At 41.5% G+C, this 20,614-nt stretch carries 20 protein-coding genes and 2 pseudogenes; 2 read left to right on the top strand and 20 right to left on the bottom strand.

Annotated elements, in window-relative coordinates; genetic code table 11:
* Positions 1-270 precede the first annotated feature (270 nt).
* The 5 genes from DWX73_RS04550 to DWX73_RS04530 form a co-directional block, all read right to left on the bottom strand.
* Positions 271-1,032 (bottom strand): SDR family NAD(P)-dependent oxidoreductase, encoded by a 762-nt coding sequence (locus DWX73_RS04550; protein WP_118347283.1) that lies wholly within the window; start codon positions 1,030-1,032, stop codon positions 271-273.
* A 33-nt stretch (positions 1,033-1,065) separates the two neighbouring features.
* Positions 1,066-1,344: a type II toxin-antitoxin system HicB family antitoxin gene (locus DWX73_RS04545; protein ID WP_118347281.1), complete on the bottom strand. Its 279-nt coding sequence runs from the start codon at positions 1,342-1,344 to the stop codon at positions 1,066-1,068.
* A 15-nt stretch (positions 1,345-1,359) separates the two neighbouring features.
* Positions 1,360-2,757: an MATE family efflux transporter gene (locus DWX73_RS04540; protein ID WP_118347279.1), complete on the bottom strand. Its 1,398-nt coding sequence runs from the start codon at positions 2,755-2,757 to the stop codon at positions 1,360-1,362.
* A 79-nt stretch (positions 2,758-2,836) separates the two neighbouring features.
* On the bottom strand, positions 2,837-3,523 hold the full coding sequence (locus DWX73_RS04535; protein ID WP_118347277.1) for a YjjG family noncanonical pyrimidine nucleotidase: 687 nt from the start codon (positions 3,521-3,523) through the stop codon (positions 2,837-2,839).
* Positions 3,520-3,720, bottom strand: coding sequence for a hypothetical protein (locus tag DWX73_RS04530; RefSeq protein WP_118347275.1), 201 nt, complete (start codon positions 3,718-3,720; stop codon positions 3,520-3,522). The genes DWX73_RS04535 and DWX73_RS04530 overlap by 4 nt, the downstream gene beginning before the upstream one ends.
* Before the next feature lie 328 nt (positions 3,721-4,048).
* Between DWX73_RS04530 and DWX73_RS14750 the strand changes: the two genes are divergently transcribed.
* Both DWX73_RS14750 and DWX73_RS14745 read left to right on the top strand, forming a co-directional pair.
* Positions 4,049-4,264 (top strand): glyceraldehyde 3-phosphate dehydrogenase NAD-binding domain-containing protein, encoded by a 216-nt coding sequence (locus DWX73_RS14750; RefSeq protein ID WP_330413473.1) that lies wholly within the window; start codon positions 4,049-4,051, stop codon positions 4,262-4,264.
* A 20-nt stretch (positions 4,265-4,284) separates the two neighbouring features.
* Positions 4,285-4,617, top strand: a complete 333-nt coding sequence (locus tag DWX73_RS14745; protein ID WP_330413472.1) for a hypothetical protein — start codon at positions 4,285-4,287, stop codon at positions 4,615-4,617.
* Positions 4,618-4,704: 87 nt separating this feature from the next.
* Here DWX73_RS14745 and DWX73_RS04520 read toward each other — a convergent pair whose 3' ends face one another.
* The 15 genes and pseudogenes from DWX73_RS04520 to DWX73_RS04455 form a co-directional block, all read right to left on the bottom strand.
* Complete coding sequence (locus DWX73_RS04520) at positions 4,705-8,274, bottom strand: ABC transporter ATP-binding protein/permease (protein ID WP_118347273.1); 3,570 nt, start codon at positions 8,272-8,274, stop codon at positions 4,705-4,707.
* Positions 8,275-8,402: 128 nt separating this feature from the next.
* Positions 8,403-8,858 carry a hypothetical protein gene (locus DWX73_RS04515; RefSeq protein ID WP_118347270.1) on the bottom strand — a complete coding sequence of 152 codons (456 nt, stop codon included), beginning with the start codon at positions 8,856-8,858 and terminating at the stop codon, positions 8,403-8,405.
* An 84-nt stretch (positions 8,859-8,942) separates the two neighbouring features.
* Positions 8,943-9,260 carry a hypothetical protein gene (locus tag DWX73_RS04510; protein WP_118347268.1) on the bottom strand — a complete coding sequence of 106 codons (318 nt, stop codon included), beginning with the start codon at positions 9,258-9,260 and terminating at the stop codon, positions 8,943-8,945.
* Between the two features lie 91 nt (positions 9,261-9,351).
* Positions 9,352-10,634: pseudogene (gene hisIE / locus DWX73_RS04505) on the bottom strand (bifunctional phosphoribosyl-AMP cyclohydrolase/phosphoribosyl-ATP diphosphatase HisIE).
* A gap of 20 nt (positions 10,635-10,654) precedes the next feature.
* A complete protein-coding gene (hisZ, locus tag DWX73_RS04500; protein ID WP_118347265.1) occupies positions 10,655-11,902 on the bottom strand; it encodes an ATP phosphoribosyltransferase regulatory subunit in 1,248 nt (415 codons plus the stop codon).
* A 167-nt stretch (positions 11,903-12,069) separates the two neighbouring features.
* Positions 12,070-12,517 (bottom strand): annotated as a pseudogene (locus DWX73_RS04495) (Holliday junction resolvase RecU); the annotation flags it as partial.
* Positions 12,518-13,480 (bottom strand): RluA family pseudouridine synthase, encoded by a 963-nt coding sequence (locus DWX73_RS04490; protein ID WP_118347263.1) that lies wholly within the window; start codon positions 13,478-13,480, stop codon positions 12,518-12,520.
* 11 nt (positions 13,481-13,491) lie between these two features.
* Positions 13,492-14,073 (bottom strand): hypothetical protein, encoded by a 582-nt coding sequence (locus DWX73_RS04485; protein ID WP_118347261.1) that lies wholly within the window; start codon positions 14,071-14,073, stop codon positions 13,492-13,494.
* Positions 14,074-14,129: 56 nt separating this feature from the next.
* On the bottom strand, positions 14,130-14,882 hold the full coding sequence (locus tag DWX73_RS04480) for an SDR family NAD(P)-dependent oxidoreductase (protein ID WP_118347259.1): 753 nt from the start codon (positions 14,880-14,882) through the stop codon (positions 14,130-14,132).
* 2 nt (positions 14,883-14,884) lie between these two features.
* The gene (locus tag DWX73_RS04475; RefSeq protein ID WP_118347257.1) at positions 14,885-16,816 is read right to left on the bottom strand and encodes a YgiQ family radical SAM protein; all 1,932 of its coding nucleotides are present in this window, start codon (positions 16,814-16,816) and stop codon (positions 14,885-14,887) included.
* Entirely contained in the window at positions 16,817-16,975 is a 159-nt protein-coding gene (locus tag DWX73_RS15475; protein WP_334294649.1) for a hypothetical protein, read from the bottom strand.
* Complete coding sequence (locus DWX73_RS04470; RefSeq protein WP_330413470.1) at positions 16,936-17,484, bottom strand: HAD family hydrolase; 549 nt, start codon at positions 17,482-17,484, stop codon at positions 16,936-16,938. Before DWX73_RS04470 ends, DWX73_RS15475 begins: the two co-directional genes overlap by 40 nt.
* Complete coding sequence (locus DWX73_RS04465; RefSeq protein WP_242996621.1) at positions 17,478-18,182, bottom strand: pseudouridine synthase; 705 nt, start codon at positions 18,180-18,182, stop codon at positions 17,478-17,480. Before DWX73_RS04465 ends, DWX73_RS04470 begins: the two co-directional genes overlap by 7 nt.
* The gene (locus tag DWX73_RS04460; RefSeq protein ID WP_118347252.1) at positions 18,179-19,564 is read right to left on the bottom strand and encodes an RsmF rRNA methyltransferase first C-terminal domain-containing protein; all 1,386 of its coding nucleotides are present in this window, start codon (positions 19,562-19,564) and stop codon (positions 18,179-18,181) included. The genes DWX73_RS04465 and DWX73_RS04460 overlap by 4 nt, the downstream gene beginning before the upstream one ends.
* A 50-nt stretch (positions 19,565-19,614) precedes the next feature.
* Positions 19,615-20,481, bottom strand: coding sequence for a M23 family metallopeptidase (locus DWX73_RS04455; RefSeq protein WP_242996619.1), 867 nt, complete (start codon positions 20,479-20,481; stop codon positions 19,615-19,617).
* Between the last annotated feature and the right edge of the window lie 133 nt (positions 20,482-20,614).

Below are 20,614 nucleotides of genomic sequence, written 5' to 3'. Positions count from 1 at the left end.
AGTAATCCGACTTCGTTGTATTTTGCCAACTTATCTCTCGGAACCCAGCCTTCTATGCGATTTCTGTCCGTCGGACCAGAGGTTTGCCTACAGCTTCCTTCAGATTCCACCTCACGATGGACACCCTTGCTGTTCAGCTATACACTTCCCACTACCTGGGCATGTTCGGGACTTGCACCCGTTAGAGCGCGCCCATGGCGCGCAAACAAAAATAGAGCGGGATTTCTAAAATTCCGCTCTATTCTTAACTTAGAATTTACTTTAATTATTCTATGGCATAATAGAGTTTGCACCGTCTACAATTACGCTCTGTCCTGAAAAATAGCAGGAATCCGGACCGGCAAGAAACGCAATCACCGGTGCAATATCATTTTCCGGATCACCAAATCGTTTCATTGGATTGAGATTTACCTGTTTTGCATATTCTTCAGGGAATTTTTCTGCCCACGCTTTTGCAGCAGGAGATTCTGCGCCCGGAAGAACGATATTGACACAAATGCCATACTGACCCCATTCTTTTGCGGCAATTTTTGTTAATCCACGAAGCGCTTCTTTGTTAGAACCATATGCTAACTGACCTGCAATTCCAAACATTCCTGTGGCAGAAGCAAAGTTGATGATTCTTCCTTCGTGCTGCTCTTTCATATAAGGAAATGCTGCCTGCATATAATTCAAAGAACCGATCACACCACTTTCCCATGCTTTTACCATACTTTCATGGGTTGTTTCTTCTACCGGAGCTGACGGTACAATTGCCTGACCATTATTAACAATCACGTCAATCGCTCCGAATGTTTCTACTGTAGTTTTCACAACCTCTTCCACACGGGCACGATCTGCTGAATCACAGCTCATTGCAAGTCCATCACCGCCAAGCGCTTTGATTTCTGCAATTGTTTGCTCAATCGGCTCCAGACGACGTCCGGTTGCAACTACTTTCACACCTCGTTTCGCCAGACACAGTGCAATTCCTTTGCCGATGCCCTGTCCCGCACCTGTTACGATAGCTACTTTTTCGCATAATTGTTTCATGATAAAACCTCCTTAAAATAATAATATTATTTTTTATTCATCCCATCCATCTCTGAATCGGTAATTTACAGAAATATTTCTTACCAGATCCCCTTCCTGTAAAACGATATCATGCATATCTGAAACCGGTGGAAATTCCGGTTCTTCTTCTTCGAATTCTGCCATGATCCATGTGGCAGCAGCTTCATTTGCACGATCAATTACATCATCAACGGAATCTCCCTCTGCTTCACAGCAGGCCAGATCCGGAAAAAATGCATGGTAACCTCCGTTTTCTTTTTTTCGGATTACTGCCGGATATATAAAGTTCATAAATCTTCTCATCTCCTATTCGTTCTCAATGATTTTATTTAGTGGATTCCACTCTCCTCTAAAATATCTGATGATAAAGAAGGTGGCGAGTGTAACATTATTGGCAATCATACATGCCCATACTGCATATAATCCCAGATGAAATACATTTAAAGAAAGATATGTAAATAATACTCTGACGCCCCACATACTGAAAAGTGCATAGTAAAATGGTTTTACAGTATCTCCTGCACCGTTAAAAATACCTTCCAAAATGATCAATACGCCAAATAGCGGCTCAGATACTGCTACCATGCGAAGAACAACCGTTCCAAGTGCGATTACTTCCGTATCTTTTGTAAAGATTCCAAGAAGCGGAGCAGCCAGTACAAAAAGCAATGCTCCGGATAATGCCATAATGATTATGATAATTACCATCAGCATTCTCGTCAACTCATGCAGCCGCTTCTGATCTTTTGCTCCAATGGAATTTCCTGCAAGCGTAGCGGCAGCTGTCTGCATCCCATATCCCGGAATGTAAAAAGCCTGTTCTACTGTCAAAGCAATGGAATGTGCTGCAAAAGAAACGGTTCCCAGCCCTGTTACCAATGAAGCAAATACAACGTGACCAAGACAAGTTGCTATACGCTCCATCGCTACAGGAAATCCGATACGGATAATTGGCTGCAAAATATCTTTTTCCGCACGGATCTTGCATCCTGCCGGTGAAACATATTTATTTTTATAAAGTGCAACTGTCATAAAAATACCGCCTACGATAAATGAAATCGCAGTTCCAATTCCGGCTCCTACCGCTCCATATCCGAATCCAAACATCTTAATCTTCATACTGCCAATTGTAATGACTCTGGAATCGTAAATAAAAATATAGTTCATTACAATATTCACAAGATTCATGCATACATTCACATACATTGGTGTTTTTGTGTCTCCGACTGCTCTTAATACTGCTCCAAATATAATAATCGCACTTCGAAACAGCATCGGGAGGCATATGATTGCGAAATAAATTGAAGCATTTCTGCGGATCGCTTCCTCTGCCCCCATCCATATCGGAAGCAGCGGACTGATTGCAAGTGTAACAATTCCGACAACAACACCGGCTGCAATCGTTACTACAACCGATTGCACAGATGCTTCTTTCACTTTCTCATAGGATTTTGCGCCCATCTCTCTTGAAATGAATGCCATAAACCCAATTCCCATTGCAAAAAGGGGACCATTTACAAGCCATGTTACGGTTGTACTTATTCCCACAGTTGCGGTTGCTTCTGCTCCAATTCTTCCAACCATTGCAGAATCAATGTACTGCACAAGCGTCTGCAGAAACTGTTCCAATAACGTCGGCCATGCCAACGCCATAATTGCTAAAAGAAGTCCTTTTTTGTGTTCCCACCAGTTTTCTCGTTCCATCTCTCCTCCAAATTTGTACCGTATTCTAAAAATTCTCTTAGCGCTATTATATCCTGTTCTGCATTTTTATTCAATCACTTTATGAGAGAATCCGATACACTTCGTGGAGATCTGTAATTTCATAATCTACATGGACATGTTCTCTTTTTTCTGTCTTTTCAGGATTGTACCAACATGTAATAATCCCTGCGCGATTACCACCGCATATATCACTTGTTAATGAATCTCCAATGATTATTGTCTGATTTCTGTCAATCTCTCCAATGGATTCAAACACTTTGTCGAAAAATTCTAAATTCGGTTTTTCAGCGCCAATCTGTTCTGATAAAAAAATACCGTCCATCAAAGCTCCCAGCCCAGAACGATTTAACTTCTTTGTCTGAGCAATTATTGTTCCGTTTGATACTACATACTGTCTGACTTTGCCCTGCAGTGATTTTACAATCTGAAAACTATTGTCATGATATACAATCGTATCTCCAAGACAGATTTGATATTTCTGATTAAATTCCGAGGCAATTGCGCTATCGATGCCTTCCTGTTCAAAAAATTCCTGAAATCTGCCGACAAGTACTTCTGCTTTTGTAATTTCTCCCCGCTCTAACCGTTCCCAATATGTTTTATTAATTCCGGAATATCGCAGGAGCATCTCATCCGTACATTCTCCTAAGTGATATTCTTCAAAAAGCTTTCGGATTGCTGCTTTCTCTGCGGCTGCAAAATCAAGCAATGTACCGTCTACATCCCACAAAACTGTTGTAATCATTTTGATAATTCCTTCTTTCTTATTTTTCTCCTCCGGTATTGCAATGCATGCATGATACTAAGCGCTAAAAACAAAACAGCTGAAAGTTTATGCAGCATAATCATAATAAATAACTCACCGGCTAAACTCAATGTAAATCCAGTCACTGTCATAATTATAATAGAGCTAATTAATAATTTGTCAATAGTTTTGTTCATGAAATAAAACTCCTTTTTTGCTTTTTGATATTTCTTCACTGACCGCTTTGTCTTTTTGTAAAAATGTCAGATTATCCGTTAGTTAGTATATACTAACTAATAATTTGTGTCAATATAAAATAAAAGGAGTGAAATTAGTATCGTCCAATGTACTATTTGAAAGTTAATTAACTAACGCGTTAAATTATTAATTAATGGTTCAACTATAGCTTTTGTCAAACAATTATGCTATACTTCCGATAACTTACAGATAATTATTTTTTTTAATGTATTCGAAATGCATTACATTATTTGCAAAGGAGTACGTTTTTGACAGGAGGTATTTGATATGGCAATTATGATCGGAATCAATGGATTTGGACGTATCGGACGTGTGGCACTCCGAATCGCACTTAGTAAACCGGAAGAATTTACATTATGCGGCATCAATGTCCGCAATGCCGATTTGAAATATATGGAATATATGATCCGTTTCGATTCAGTTTTTGGTCGTTTTCAGGGAGAACTTGAAACACAGGAGCTGCAAAGGCAATCTCCCTTGTAATTCCGTCACTGGAAGGCAAAATGAGCGGTATCTCTTACCGCGTACCAACGTCAGATGTCTCCATTGTAGATTTAAACGTTGCTTTAAAGAAACAGACGACTTATGAAGATATCTGTGTAAAAATGAAAGAGGCATCCAACACCTACTTGTCTGGAATTCTTGATTACATGGATGATGAGGTTGTTTCCTCCGATTTCATCGGTGATTCACATGCATCTATTTTTGATGCACGGGAAGGAATCCAGGTAAATTCTCAATTCTTCAAGCTGATTAGTTTCTACGATAATGAATGGGGCTATACGAGTCAGATTTTCCGCCTGATTCGTTACATGAATGAGGTAGATCAGAAATAGTGCTAAAAGCCGCCGGGAATCTTTTGAAAAAGAATATTCTCCGACGCTTTTAGCACTTTTCAATGAGGATGTTATCGTTTCAAATGATTACTCTGTCCGCAATGCTGTTACCGGATCGCTTTTCGCTGCTTTTCTGGACGGCAGCAATCCTCCAAGCAAAGTGAGAATCACGCTTAACAGAATCAGAATCACAGCAGGAATTACCGGAAGTACGGCATTAATCTCATCTGTCCCTGCCAGATGATGAATGAGTGCATTTCCGGGAATAAGCATAAGCAATGTCAACCCAATTCCAATGATTCCCGCACACAGTCCGATAATAAATGTCTCTGCATTAAATACTTGAGAAATATTATTTTTGGAAGCTCCGATTGCACGCAGGATTCCAATTTCTTTTTTCCGCTCCAGAACGCTAATATAAGTAATGACACCTATCATAATAGAAGATACAATTAAAGAAATTGCTACGAAGGCAATCAATACATAGCTGATTACATCAATAATATCTGTTACCGATGACATCAATGTTCCTACCATATCAGTATAGGTAATGACCTGTTCTTCTTTTCCGGCATCTTCCATTCGCTGATTATAAGTATTAAGAATCTGAACAACTTCTTCCTTACTCTCAAAATCTTTTGGATAAATACTAACTGTTACCGGTTCGTCAAATTCCACATATCCAAGACGCTTCAAGTTATTTTCATAAGATGCAGCAGTTTCCTTAGTCGTTGTGAGCAAAAGCTCTGCCAACTCCTCGCCAGTCATTTTCATCTGAAATGCATTCAGAAAAGCTTCTCCATCGATAGTAACTGCCTGCTCCATCATACTGCTTAACTGATTCATAGAACGTGTTATCGTTGATTTCATACTTCCGGCAATCTGTTCTATGATTTGTGACGTAACAGCTGCCGCCTGTGTTTGGATTACTTCTGAAAGCCCTGTACTGTAAGATTCCATTACTTCTCCCATATATTCTTTCAAAGAAGATGAAATAACAGATTCCAGCTTTCCGGTATCAATCATACCGGAAATTCCCGCCATCAATGCTTCTTTTGCCTGATCTGTACTTAAATACGCAAGAAAATGCTCTTCCATCCGTCCCGGATCAGGCAGATGATTTTCCGCTGCGTAACTGCTGTAACTGTTTACCAGATCTTTCGTCAAAGCTTCCAATTGCTCTGGTAAGACAGTAATATCTCCATTTGGCTTTAAATGCTCTTCTGCCCACGCATTCAAAATCTGCTGCGCCTGTGGTGTCTGTAAATATTGGATCAAGTATTCATCAAACTTATCAGGATCTGTCAGTTGATTTTCCTGAGCATATTTCTCATATCCTGACATGACATCCCGGATAAGCTGCTGGAGCTGTTCTTTTGATACAGTAATACTTCCCCCGGATTCAATCATATTCTGAATATGTTCTGCCAAAATCTGTTTCGCTTCCGCGGTCTGAAGGAATGTCAGAAATTGCTCCCCAAGCTGAGAATAGTCTGCTTCCGGATGCGCCGCAACGTATGCTTTATACCCCTCCAAAAATGTTATCGACATTTGTTTCAGCTGCTCCGGTGTTATTGTAATATCAAGGTTTTCAAGAATCTCATCCATTGTAATCGGAGAATGATCCGGAAGTTTGATTAACAGATCTTTGAAATCTATCATGCCTGACAAATCAAGTGTATGATTACTGTTTTCACCATTCGCCGGAAGTCTAAAGACACGCTCCAGCCCTCCCGATAATACATTTTCATCGAATCCAAAGACTTGTTTCAATGCATTTTCGTCAACAGAAAATAGGGAATTTATATCAGGCGTTTTTTCTTCCGCTTCAGCGCCAAACGCTTTTTTTGTAAAAACATCTGTCTCTTTCTCTGCAAGCTGTTCTTTTACAATCTGGCTGTTTGCCGCATTTTCTGCTACATGCAAAGCCAGTCCGTGAGGATAAGCGATTCCAGGCATAAGAATTGCGCTGTTGGCATCATCAGAAGGCTGTACAATACCGACAATTTCCAGATTCTCTCCGGATTCCACAATCTTCTTCATATAATCGTCATCATTTGATTTGTCCTTCCAGACATGATATTCCCTGTCGTACTGGTAATAATCTGCTGCATTGACAAGTTTAAATGTAGTTCCAAGAATCTCATTATAAGAATAATTGTTAGATAATTCAGGTGTCACAACCGGCTCTTCCTCTATGAACTGCCGGATCATTTCATCCAATTCCAGTGGGTTGCGCAGTCCAAGCGTATAGAGCATAAAATCACTGATATCTCCATTGCCGGTAAGGACAAGCACACACTCCGTCTCTTTTTCCGGCCACCGTCCGGCTTTCACATCATACTGTTTCTCATACAAAGCCTTACATTCCGGCATTTCATAAAACACATTTGTACTCATCATCGCGGACATTAAATTGTTAGAGCCGGCAGCTGATCCAAGTCCAAGAGATGAGAACGACTTATCCGGATGTACCTGCCGGACAGAGTCCCCCTGTATGCGATATATCTGCGGAGTGATTCCATAACCATACTCTACGGACTTCGCATAATTATCAATGCCGCTGTTACTGCTGTCCAGATAGGCTTTCAGAGAAGTTAAATCATTGGAGTTCATTTTGGAAAACATATTTGTTACCATATCGATGACATTGATTTCGCTTTCCTTTTTCTCCTCTGTTCCTCCATCCGATTCCATCATCATCATGGAAGTAACATCTACTCCGGTGCTTTGAATCTGTACCGGATATTCTGATAAGGTATCTTCTTCAATAGATTTGATGTATGCATCCACACCTGCTGATAAAGCCAGAATCAATGCAATCCCTATAATTCCGATCGAACCTGCAAAAGAAGTCAGAAGTGTTCTGGCTTTTTTTGTCCGGAGATTATGAAAACTAAGCGACAATGCAGTCAAAAAAGACATGGAAGATCTTCCCATGTTCTTATGTTCCGGCACAGCCTGTTCTTTCTCATCCACTTCAAACGGATTTGTGTCTGACCGGATCTTCCCATCACGCAATGTTACAATCCTTGTCGCATAGTCTTCCGCTAATTCCGGATTATGCGTTACCATAACAACAAGACGGTCCTTTGCTACCTTTTTCAAAAGCTCCATTACCTGTATGCTTGTATCGCTGTCAAGCGCTCCTGTCGGTTCATCTGCCAGAAGAATATCCGGATCATTGACAAGCGCTCTTGCAATAGCGACTCGCTGCATCTGTCCTCCTGACATTTGATTTGGTTTTTTGTGAAGCTGTTCTCCAAGCCCAACCTCTTCAAGCGCTGCCTTAGCTCGTTCTCTTCTCTCTGCTTTTCCGATTCCGGAAATAGTCAGTGCTAATTCCACATTCGCCAGTACACTTTGATGTGGAATCAGATTATAGCTTTGAAATACGAAACCGATCGTGTGATTCCGATAAGAATCCCAATCGCGATCTTTGTATTTTTTCGTAGAGATACCATTGATGACAAGGTCTCCGCTGTCATACCGGTCCAAACCTCCGATAATGTTAAGTAATGTCGTTTTTCCAGAGCCGCTTGGCCCGAGAATTGCAACAAATTCATTCTCTCTCAGATTCAGACTCACATCATCCAAAGCTTTTTGGATAAACTTTCCCGTTTTATATTCTTTACAGATATGTTGTATCTGAAGCATCTGCACGTCTTCCTTTCCTGCTAGTATTCGTTCTGTTTTATTATTATAGTCTCTTTTTTTTCATTTCACAAGAAAAGAACTATGCAGAAAATCTAAAGAATATATAAACTACTGCACATCAATATTGATTAGCGCTGCGTCTGACGAAAATCCTCTGCTGAAAGCTTCCTTCTCAAAAATATGTTCACTTCTTCGCAATAGTACAGTCTCATAGAGTCTTTTGATTCCTGAACACTGACAAGGAGTATTCCCCTGGTACTCATTGTCTCATCCGGAATCTCTGAAAGAAGTATCCTGCCGAACATAACCGCGCCGCTTATGACTATCATACTGCATATGACTGCCAGTCCTTTCACGGCATATCGTTTCCAGCCGATGTTGGTAAATTTCCCTGCAATTATCCGGATTAATGACAAAAGCCAGAGCATCCCGCCAACAATCGCGATAATAAGTAAGAGAACAGATACCCATGCTCTTATTTCAATATGTCCGGGCAGCGGTCTTCGTAATAAAATATATACTGCTAAATATATCAAATATATGATGCCTCCAAACAGAAGGAAGCGGTTTCTCAAAACTCTCATATGCACTCTCCTATCATAGAGTGCAATTATAGCAGAGAAAAAATGCAAATCTACTACAAAGACATTACAAAAACATTAATTTCCCTATGGATTTTGACTTTCCTTTATGACGTTAGCTATATGGGACTGAATTTGAATCTGCTCTGTAATTTCCTGACTATTTAGATTACAGATCGTTGTTCCCTTATAATCCGTCAACACAAACACAGCAAAAATCATTACACAGATGACTACCCGTATCCCAAATGTACCTTGGATCGTTTCTTCTGTATCAGTACCATAAATACTCTCATAAGCAGCCCGGTATCTCGGATGAATTGCCGGAATTGTCTCGCCGGCATCCCGGTAAAGCTCTCTTGCCTGACGCAAAAGCTGCCGCCGGCGTTTCTCTGTTTCGTTCATGCTGCTCCCCCCTTTATATAAAATGAGCATATACCACGTTACAGCAGTATATGCCCTCTCTTTTTTCTTTATACGAACTTAACCAATAACTTTAACGATCTGCCAATTCCCGGATAACTTCTTCCCAGGTAACTCCCTTTTCCACCATCAGCACCATTGCATGATAGAGAAAATCTGAAAGCTCATATTTAATTTCTTCCGGATTTGGGTTTTTCGCCGCAATAATCAGCTCTGTAGATTCTTCGCCTACTTTTTTCAAAATTTTATCAATGCCTTTTTCAAACAAATAATTTGTATACGAACCTTCGATTGGATTTTCTTTCCGGTCACGAATGGTATCATACACCCGTTCCAAAACCTGGCGTGGGTTTGTTTCATCATAATCGCTTCCTACAATAGACTGATGAAAGCAGGATGGATTCCCGCTTTGACAGGTCGGCCCTACCGGATCTACCTTTGCAAGAAGACTTTCTTTATTACATTCGATGATCAGTGATTTTACAAACTGAAAATGTCCGTCTGCTTCTCCCTTTGTCCACAAAAGCTCTTTGTTCGGATCGAAGTACGTCATCCGTCCGGTTTTAATTGTCTGATCAAACGCAGCCTCATTCATATAAGCAAACATTAGAACTTCATCTGTCTTATAATTCTGTACGATCACCGGCAGCAGTCCTTCACTGTTCAACTGAAACTCGGCAAAATCCATCTGACTTTCAAAGGATGCCATTTTGATTTCCTTTTCTGTACATTTCTCTTTAAATCCTTCAAAGTCCATTTCTCTGCTGCTGACATATTTTCCAGACAGTCCCATAACACTCTGACTTTTTAAAATCTGGATTAATTCTTCCTCATCCATCGTATCAGTCAATACAATACACGGTTTTTTCGTAATATTAATAATAGAATCCAGATCGAGTCTGTGCATAAATAGAATTTCACTGCAGTATTCTTCAATCAAATGCTGTTGTTTAAACAATGCATCAAAATCATTCAAAGAGACTGCGATTCGTTCTTTGCCAAATTTTAAAGATACTTCCTCAAACAATTCAACTGCCGAAGATTTTGCAAGATTCAAAATAGCTCTTTTCGCTCCCGCATACAGGATTTTTTTCACATCTTCCGCTCTGCGGATATTTCCTCCCACAATGGTCGGAATCTGAATTGCCCGATTCATTTTCTTGATCAGATCGATTGTATCATCATGTTCTTCATCATCATCAGAAAGATCAAATACAAGAAGTTCATCTGCCCCGTGCAGATTATAAAATTTGGCCAGTGCAATGGGATCTTCATCGACTATTTCCGGATTATCAAACCATTTCACCGCTCTCCCATCTTTAATAAAAATACATGGATGATTCTCTTATATGTCATTTTCTTATCTCCTTCTCCTGTTACTCTTCCTCTGCTGTAATCGTCTGCTGTTCATTTGTCAGTAAATTGTGTACTTCGATCAGTTTTCCTTCTTTTAAATAAATCAGACGTCCGGCAAAATGTTCAAGTCCATAACGGCAGTATTCTTCCAGGGCACATTCCGGCCGTTTCCCAATGAGTTCTGTCTGCTTTTTCAAACTGCGGAATTCCTGCACAAGTTCAATTGCCTCCTGCTGCCGTTCCGGAAGAAATAATACGATTGTACGATCCATTTCCCCGTCCATAGAAACTTCCTGTTTTTCGAGCGCCTCCAAAAGTCTATCTATATTTATGGTAAATCCAACAGCCGGGCGGGATTTTCCATATTTCTCAAGCAGATGGTCATACCGTCCGCCCCGCATGAGATCTCCGGATACTTCTCCGGTTTCGGCTCGAAAGATCATTCCGGTATAATAGCCATACTTCCCGGTCATACGAAGATCAAAAGATATTTCTTCGATTCCGTAAAGTTTTAGAAGCTCGAAAACTTTTTCCAATCTGGAAATAGCCTCCATAGCTTTTCCGACCGGCGCATATTTGCGCGCAATTTTCAGTATTTCTGCTGTTCCATGCAATTCTTCAAGTTTTTCAAATGCTTCTTTTATTTCATTTCCGACCTTAGACTGGTTCAAAAGCATCTTGATTCCGGAGGCATTTCCATTCCGAAGATATTCCCTCAGTAACCGTTCCGATTCCCCTGATAAACAAGCTGCTTCCATTAACCCCTGGCAAAATCCCACATGTCCAAGCGTAACATGGAATTGTTTCAGGCCGGATTCTTTCAGACAATCGAATGCCATTGCCAGCATTTCCACATCTGCATCCGCTGTTCCGACTCCGATCAGCTCTGCATCCAGCTGCGCTGAAATGTTCTGCCCCCTCTGCTGATTGCTATGGTTCACAAAAGTTTCTCCAAAACAACAAAGTCTTAGCGGCATGTCTCCTGTTTCATATAATCCGGCTGCTGCTCTTGCAATCGCCGGTGTCATATCCGGTCTTAACGTCAGAATTTCTCCCTCCCGGTCAAAAAACTTATACTGCTCTTTTGACGGAACGGTTCCTATGTCTTTCTGAAATACATCTGCGTATTCAAACATCGGTGTCTGTATATCCTGATAGCCATATAGAACTGCTGCCTGATGAAGTTTCCGCTCCAATTCCAATTTTTTTCTGCATTCTTTCTGATAAATGTCTCTGACTCCTTCCGGAGTATGTAATGTCTGATCCATGCAAATCTCCCCTTTTGTCTTTTCAGTAAATTTAACTGCAAATCATCTGTGTCGCTATCCCCCCGCCGGATATATTACTGTTCTGTATCCCGCTCATCCAGATCATTTTGAATCGCATCCAGATACGGAACAAGAAATCCTTTTCGCTCTTTCATAAAGTGTGCATCTGTAAGTTCTTCAAACCGTATACTCTTTCGCCCGCCGTTCTTGGCACGTTCCCAGAACTCTTTTACTTCCCGATAGCATGTAATAAAGAACATCCCGCATACTGTAATAAATAATCAAAAAAGAAATTCCTCCCTGTTCCTCAAATTCCCTCATAAATGTAACCTGATGTTCATGAATGTTTTGCATCGGAAACGTATCCTGATTACATTCTTTCGCATCAAAACAGACCGGTATCCCCTGAACTGCTCCAATATAGTCCACCGTACTTCGCTGATCAAAATACGCCAACGTGATATGACGCTGTGTTTTATCAATCTTCACAGGCGTGATCGGCGTTGGAATCTTCTGGATCAGCGCAAGATGCCTGCTGAGATAATATTCATTCGTACGATTAATAAATTCTTCCAGTGTTGATCCCCTAAGCCCTCTTGAATTCCATGTACTCATCTACAGCCCCTCTCCCCTGCATACCTTGTGAAAAGTTTCCGGAATATCTGCTGTAAAAATCTTTCCGCTCAAATAAGAAAGCGGCCCGTCAATTTCCGGAAATTCTAATCGAAAAGCATGCAGTAATTGAGACTGAATCCCATACGCTTTCCGGTATTTCTGATTTTCTCCTGTAATTCCATATTTAAAATCTCCGAGAATCGGATGCCCCTGAGATGCCAGATGCGCCCTGATCTGATGCGTTTTTCCTGTAATAAGGTGAACTTCTAATAGTGTGGCAGCTGTTCCAATCTTAACCGGATAATATTCTGTTTCAATTCTAGAAGCATCTGCTGTTTTTTCTTTGGAAATAGTTACTTTATTCGTTTTAGCATCTTTTGTAAGCCATCCGGAAATTCGACATCCTTCTCTTACCTGTCCGGAAACGATACAGCGATAATATTTTTTCAGACTTCGATCCCGGAACAGTTCGCTTAATGTCTGAAGCCCTGCAAGACTTTTGCCGGCCGCAAGCAAACCACTCGTATTTCGATCCAACCGATTGCAGACAGAAGGCCGGAAACTTCGCAATGTTTCTTCTGTCAGTTCCCCTTTTTCTAACAGATAAGAAATCAGATGTTCCACTGCCGATACATCCTCCGGCTTTGCCTTCTGTGAAAGCATCCCGACAGGTTTATTAATCAGAATGATATTGTTATCCTCATAGATAATATTAAGTTTTGATGATACCCGCTGTACCCGTACTTTTGAAAACTTTTCCAGTGTTTCTTCCGCCAGATACAGCCGTATACTGTCTCCAGGACAAAGTTTTTCGCTGCCATCCGCTTTTTTTCCATTTAATACGATATTTTTTTTGCGAAGCATTTTGTAAACAAAGCTCTTTGGCGCTTCATTCAAATACTTAAATAGCAGTTTATCCATTCTCTGCGCCGCCTCATTGGCAGAAATTATAATTTCCCGCATATTGTTCTTCCTTACATTGATATATTGACCAGAAGTTGTTTGAGTCCATTTTCCAAATCTTTTACCTGGGTTCTTTCCACAGATGCAATTTTGTTCATCCCTTCTGCCCTTGTCAGAAATGCATGATATTCCCGGAAAATTTTTACTGAAATCCCTTCATAGCCATTTTGTTTTAATATTTGTTTGATAAAGTCTGCAGTATAAGCAGGATCTGCTTTCTTGTGGGAAGCATAACCGCAAATCGTATTGCCTGAAATAACGAAACAGTCTACTGGTAAAATTTTCTCTGTACTTGTCAGTATCGTATCATATACTTTTGTCAACAATGCTACTTTCTCTTCAAGATCAGTGATGATATTTTTAGAAACTGTTTTGTACGGCAAAATTGTCAATAATAATACAGCAATCTTCGATGCCGGAAGGCAGCCGATAATCGCCACGATTGTCAGCAGATTTTTTCTTGTACCAGTCTGTGTATAGCCAAGTATCAAAAGTCCCGCAATGATGCCAGCTTCTAACAGAAGCTTGATAGTAAGTACCCGTTTTCTATATTTGATATACCCAGCCTCGCCGCCTGATATTTTCATATTCATATTCACCTCTTCTTTTGTTTTCTGAGTGTCTTTTCTATGCAAATCCTAACTCTATATCAGAACCGTGCCATCACTTTCGTAATCACACTATGCGGAAGGAGCTTACAGGCAATCCGGGCGCCCTTCATTGGCATGCCGCAGACAGAAACATCACGTCTCTTTCTGGCATCTTCCAGCGCCTGTCTGACGATTCGCTCCGGCGCGATCGCTGTTCTTTTTTTTATTCCATCAATCCCCTTCCCTGCTCGAAGAAAAAATTCCGTTTCTGATGGTCCCGGACAGACTGCTGTGACAGAAATCCCCTTTGGAGCCACTTCTTCCCGAAGCGCTCTGGAAAAGCTGAGTACATAGGCTTTACTCGCTGCGTAAACTGCAAATCCTGGCTGAGGTGCAAATGCTGCTGCCGAAGAAACCTGGATAATTCTTCCGTAACTTCCAAGATAGGGCATACATAACAATGTCATTTTTGTCAGAGCCCTGCAGTTCACATCGATCATGCCAAGCTGCTCATCCACGCCAAGCTCTCCACAATTCCCGGTCTTTCCGTATCCCGCACAATTAATTAAAATTCGAACGGTTGGATTCTCTGATCTTAAAGACTCTGCAAATTCCCGATCCCAACTCTTTTTGCTAAGATCTGCTTCAAACACTCGTATCGGAATTGATGCTTTTTCTGCAAGTTCCATCAGGCGTTCTTTTCTTCTTGCAACTACCCATATCTCATCTAATGTTTTACAGCATTTCTGGAGTTCTGACACAAAAATGCGTCCAAACCCAGAAGATGCTCCTGTTACAACTGCAATTTTCATTTCTATCGTTCCTTCTTTTTATGCACATTCCGAATTGGTTTGCGCTTCGCATTTTTTTCTTTATAATGATTTGCTCCTGCTTTGCTTTTCGCATAAGAAGTTGCTTTTTTTCCATTTTGTCTTCCGGTATGTTCCAACTTTCGCGGTGGAATCAGGCAGTTCGGACCAAATCCTACAAGATCCATTCTTCCCGTCATTTTTAATGCTTCCAGAATCAAATCATAATTCTTCGGATCACGATATTGGATTAACGCCCGCTGCATCGCCTTTTCGTGCGGATTTTTCGGTACGTAAACCGGTTTCATTGTACGCGGATCCACACCTGTATAATACATACAGGTAGAAATCGTTGACGGCGTCGGATAAAAATCCTGCACCTGTTCCGGCATATAGCCGAGTCCTCTCAGATATTCCGCCAGTTTCACTGCCTCTTTCATAGTCGAACCCGGATGGGATGACATCAGATACGGCACAAGATATTGCTCTTTGCCAAGTTTTTTATTCATGTCATAATATTTTTCTACAAAAGTCTGATAAACGGAATTCTTTGGTTTCCCCATCAATTCCAACACTTGATCTGACACATGTTCCGGCGCAACTTTCAGCTGACCGCTGACATGATACTGACATAATTCTTTTAAAAATCTGTCATTACGATCTGCAAGAACATAATCAAACCGGATACCGGAACGAATGAAGACTTTCTTTACTTTTGGAATCTCGCGAAGTTTTTTCAAAAGACTCAGGTAATCACTATGATCGGCTTTTAACTGCTTACACGGTGTTGGGAACAGACATTGTCTGTGCCTGCATGCACCATGTGTCAGCTGCTTATCACATGCCGGCGCTCTGAAGTTCGCTGTAGGTCCGCCTACATCATGGATATAACCTTTAAATTCCGGATCTTTTGTGAACATTTCTGCTTCTTGCAGAAGGGATTCATGACTTCTTGTCTGAATAATCCTTCCCTGATGAAATGTCAGCGCACAGAAGCTGCAGGAACCGAAGCATCCCCGGTTGCTGATCAGACTAAACTTCACTTCTGAAATTGCCGGAACGCCTCCTTCTTTCTCATAATCCGGATGGTATGTCCGCATATACGGAAGACTGTAGACATCATCCATTTCCTGCTGTGTCAGCGGCTTTGCCGGCGGATTCTGCACTACATACAAATGCTCTCCATATGGCTCTGCAAGGCGCTTTCCGGTAAATGGATCTGTATTATTGTACTGCTGATAAAAACTGCGCGCATAATTCATCTTATCTTCCTGAAGCTCTTCATAAGACGGAAGATATTCCGCGTCATAAATCAGATCTTTGCTTTTCACTTTACAAACAGTTCCGTCAATATAAGTGATATCCTGCACAGCGATTCCGGCATCCAGTGCTTCTGCAATTTCTATAATAGAGCGTTCGCCCATTCCGTAAGAAATCAAATCCGCCTGAGCGTCCAAAAGTATCGAACGCTTTAACTTGTCTGACCAGTAATCATAGTGGGCAAGCCGGCGAAGAGACGCTTCGATTCCTCCGAGAATAATCGGAGTATGCTTGTAAGTCTGGCGAATCAGATTACCGTAGACAACCGCTGCATAATCCGGACGTTTTCCCATAATACCGCCCGGTGTATAAGCATCTGTCTTTCTTCGCTTTTTTGATACGGAATAATGGTTAACCATAGAATCCATATTCCCGGAAGAAACTAAAAATCCAAGCCGTGGTTCTCCAAATACAGCAATACTTTCTTTCTTTTTCCAATCCGGCTGTGCAATGATGCCAACACGATACCCTCTGGACTCCAGCACTCTCGTAATAATTGCATGCCCAAAAGATGGATGATCCACATATGCATCTCCTGATACATATACAAAATCCACCCGGTCCCATCCGCGTGCTTCCATATCTGCTCTCGTGACCGGTAAAAATCCCTGTCTCATTTATAATACCTCGTATGTCTGATTTTTTATTTCATCATAACTGCGGATGTAGTAATCCGCCAATTCTTTTTTCCTTTTATCCTGACAAGCCGAAAACTCGTCATAAACTGCACAAACTTTCATGCCGGCATTCTTTCCCGCCAGAATTCCATTTGGCACATCTTCAAAAACAAGGCAGCGTTCCGGAACAACACCAGCTTCTCGGCTGATTTTAAATATACATCCGGCGCAGGTTTTCCGGCATTTACCTCACAGCTTGTTGTGATCGCTTCAATCTGATGATCCATTTTATGCGCTTTTAAAGATGCTTCAATCAGTTCTCTTGAATTACTGCTGGCAATTGCAGTGCGGATTCCCCTTTCCCGAAGCTCTCTCAGGAAATTCTCTGCCCCCGGCTTTGCTGCAACTTCTTTCGTATAACAGTCCATCGCAATCTCATTCCATTCTGCTTTCAGCTCCTCGATTGTCCGATCAATCTGCGGAAAGGTTTCCAGATAGTAACGGGCAGTCTCGGTAAAGCTCATTCCTTCCATTTTTGTGTAAAAATCTTCCGGGATCGTCAAATGGTATTTCTCAATATAAATCTGATCCAGATCCTCCCATACCCACATAGAGTCCAGAAGCGTCCCGTCCAGATCGAATAAAACTGCATCGATTTCGTTTAGCATAATAAATTCAATTCCTCCTTTGTAAGTTCCCGGTAAGCTCCCGCGGCAAGTGAATCATCCAAAACAAGTTGTCCCATAGACAGGCGTTTCAGATAGATTACTTCTTTTCCGACTGCCTCAAACATTCGTTTTACCTGATGAAATCTTCCCTCCCGGATTGTCAGCTCGATTTCTGAAACTTCATCGGAACACAGGATCTGAAGTTTTGCCGGAAGCGTTAATTTCTCATCTCCGATGTCTACGCCAAGTGCAAATGCTTCCTTGTCTTCCTCTGTAACCCTGCCTGCGATCCGTGCAAAATAAACTTTATCTACATGCTTTTTCGGTGACAGCAGACGGTGAGCCAGATCCCCGTCATTTGTGATCAGCAAAAGACCTTCCGTATCCTTATCAAGTCTTCCCACCGGAAAAAGATCTTTTCGTTTTTTTGTCCCAATAAGATCTAACACTGTTCTGGCAGCTGCATCTTCCGTTGCAGAAATCACGCCAGCCGGTTTATTTAACATATAGTATTCATATTGGACATAACCGATCTGTTTTCCCTGATAAGTAATTTCCTGTTGTTCTGGTTCCACTTTTTCTTCCGGTCTTAACGCTGTTCTTCCGTCAATCTGCACTGCACCGGCACGGATTGCTTTTTTTAATTCGCTGCGCGTTCCCACGCCCATTTCTGAAAGAAATTTATCTAATCTCATCATGATGACATCCATCTCCAGCCTGGCAGATATTTATTCTTAAGTGTTCCATTGCTCAGTTTTCCCCATCCCAGCGGATATCCGTCTACCAGTACAAGCTGCCATCCCTTGTCTTTTCCTGTCACAAGATCATCCACTTCCAGTGTTTCTCCCTTCAGATACTTAATTACCCTCTCGTCATCTGCTTTTAGAGAAATGCAATGATGGTATTCCTCCTTCGTAAATGCCATCGCCAGCGCCTGACTTGGTTCAAAACGCTGCTTTTTCAAATCGCCAAGATACAATCCTGTCCGCAAAAACCGCAGTCCTCTCACGTCCGGAATCTGCTCCGGCATATAATATACCCGCTCGCCGTGAATTTCAAGCCGGTCGCCTTCCAGCTTCCATTCGGTATCCTTAAAAAACATTTCCAGAGGTTCCGGAATCGCTGTTGGCTTTTTATTCTTCTTTCCCTGAGATTGCTGCTCTTTTGTCCCCTTCTTTTTCAACAGCGCAAGAAAATGTCCTTCCCCGTGCATTTTATGCGGAAAAATACGAACCGTCTTTTCAAATTCCGGATTACCGGACATGGTTGTCTCCGGCATTCCTTTTACAAAATGTTCATAAGGAGCAATCTCACAGATTTCGAATTCCGGATACTGCGTCAGCAGATATTCTATCGTACCTTCATTCTCCATTGCATCAAATGTACAAGTAGAATATAAAATCATACCACCCGGACGCAGCATTTGTGCTGCCTGCGTGATAATGCTTCTCTGAAGCTTCGCAAAAAACTCAGGACCATGTTCTTCCCATGCCTTCACCATTTTCTTATCTTTGCGAAACATCCCTTCTCCGGAACACGGTGCATCAATCAGTATCTTATCAAAATATTCTGGAAAATAATCAATCAGCTTTCCGGGCTCTTCACTGAGTACCAGCATATTTTTCACACCAAATACTTCCAGATTCTTTAAAAGACCTTTCGCTCTGGAATTACTAATATCATTGGCAACAAGCACTCCGTCCCCTGCAAGTTTCGCTCCAAGCTCTGTGGCCTTTCCTCCCGGAGCCGCACAGACGTCCAAAACCCGTTCTCCCGGACTGACCGGAAGACGATTTGCCGGAGTCATGGCGCTTGGTTCCTGCAGATAGTAAAGCCCTGCGTAATAATACGGATGTTTTGACGGCTGTATCTGATCGCCGTCATAATAAAATCCATTCTCAATCCACGGAATCGGATGAATTTCAAAAGGACAGATCTTTTTGAATTCTTCTACACTAATCTTTGCGGTATTTACGCGCAGTCCATAAAAACGTGGTTCTTCGTAACATGCAATATAATCTTCAAACTCTTCTTTTAGAAGCAGTTTCATTTTCTCTTCAAATGCTTTCGGTAAATTCATACTGATTTCCTCCTCAAGTAACATACCTTCTTTCTATTGTAACATACAATCTACCCTGACGTATATGTTAATTTTCTCTGTTCCAGATATTTCAGAATCCAATAAGGATTCACACTAATTTCTTCCTTACCCGGATTCAGGTAGATTCCAACATGAAGATGTGTTGCAAATTTCCCCTTCGTTCCTTCGACACCATAGCCGCTGTTCCCGACAAAACCGATCAGTTGTCCGGCCTGTACCGTATCTCCTTCTTCAATCTCTGCATAAGAATCCAAATGTGCATAATAAAAATAGCCGCCGTGAGGCGAGAGAATCCCGATTCGATAACCACCTTTGGGCAGCCATCCTTTATGCAGAACCGTACCATCTGTCATACTAACAGCAGGATAACGTCCCGGTTCATCAAATGCAGTCATCAAATCTGTTCCTTCATGCCCGCGCTTTCCCCCAAAGGTACGTTCTTCCATCCAACTGTTTTCAAAAGTGACAGATTCTTTTTCTCCTGTCCTCTGCAAAATCGGAAAATACTGTACATCCGCCCAGATAGAATCCATTTGTTTTAAAAAGGATTTCCATTGGGGAAATTGCTCCCATTTCTCAATCAGCTGTGAAATCTCTGTTTTCTTCCCTCTTCCCGATCTCTTTCCCGCACAATGATATTCCAGAAAAATTGCCGCAGCCGCTTTTGCCCTTTTTTCATCTTCTGCCGGCTTTGCAAATGTAAACAGCTTTGGAAGATCATTTTCCGGAAATTGCTGTGCCCGAAAAGCATCGCTTCTGACGGTAATTTCCTTCGGCCACCGGGCATGGCACTTTTCTTCCAACATCTGCACGCCAAGCACATCAAAAAAAGAGCAAAGCAAGATAAGCAAAAACAAATTCCACAGCGTTCTTTGTTTTACCCATATCGGTCCCATACACGAATCTCTTTTCTTCTTTTCTACCACGTTATGCAGTCAATCCATTTCTCATGCACTTTTACTGGTCTGTTTTTCGGCATAAGTTCTTGGGCAATTCCATATAGTACTAAAAACGTCATTTTGAAAGGGG

Origin of the sequence: Coprococcus sp. AF21-14LB (assembly GCF_003458885.1) — a bacterium.
Lineage (GTDB): Bacteria > Bacillota > Clostridia > Lachnospirales > Lachnospiraceae > UBA9414.
This window is presented reverse-complemented; position numbering and strand designations above follow the sequence as displayed.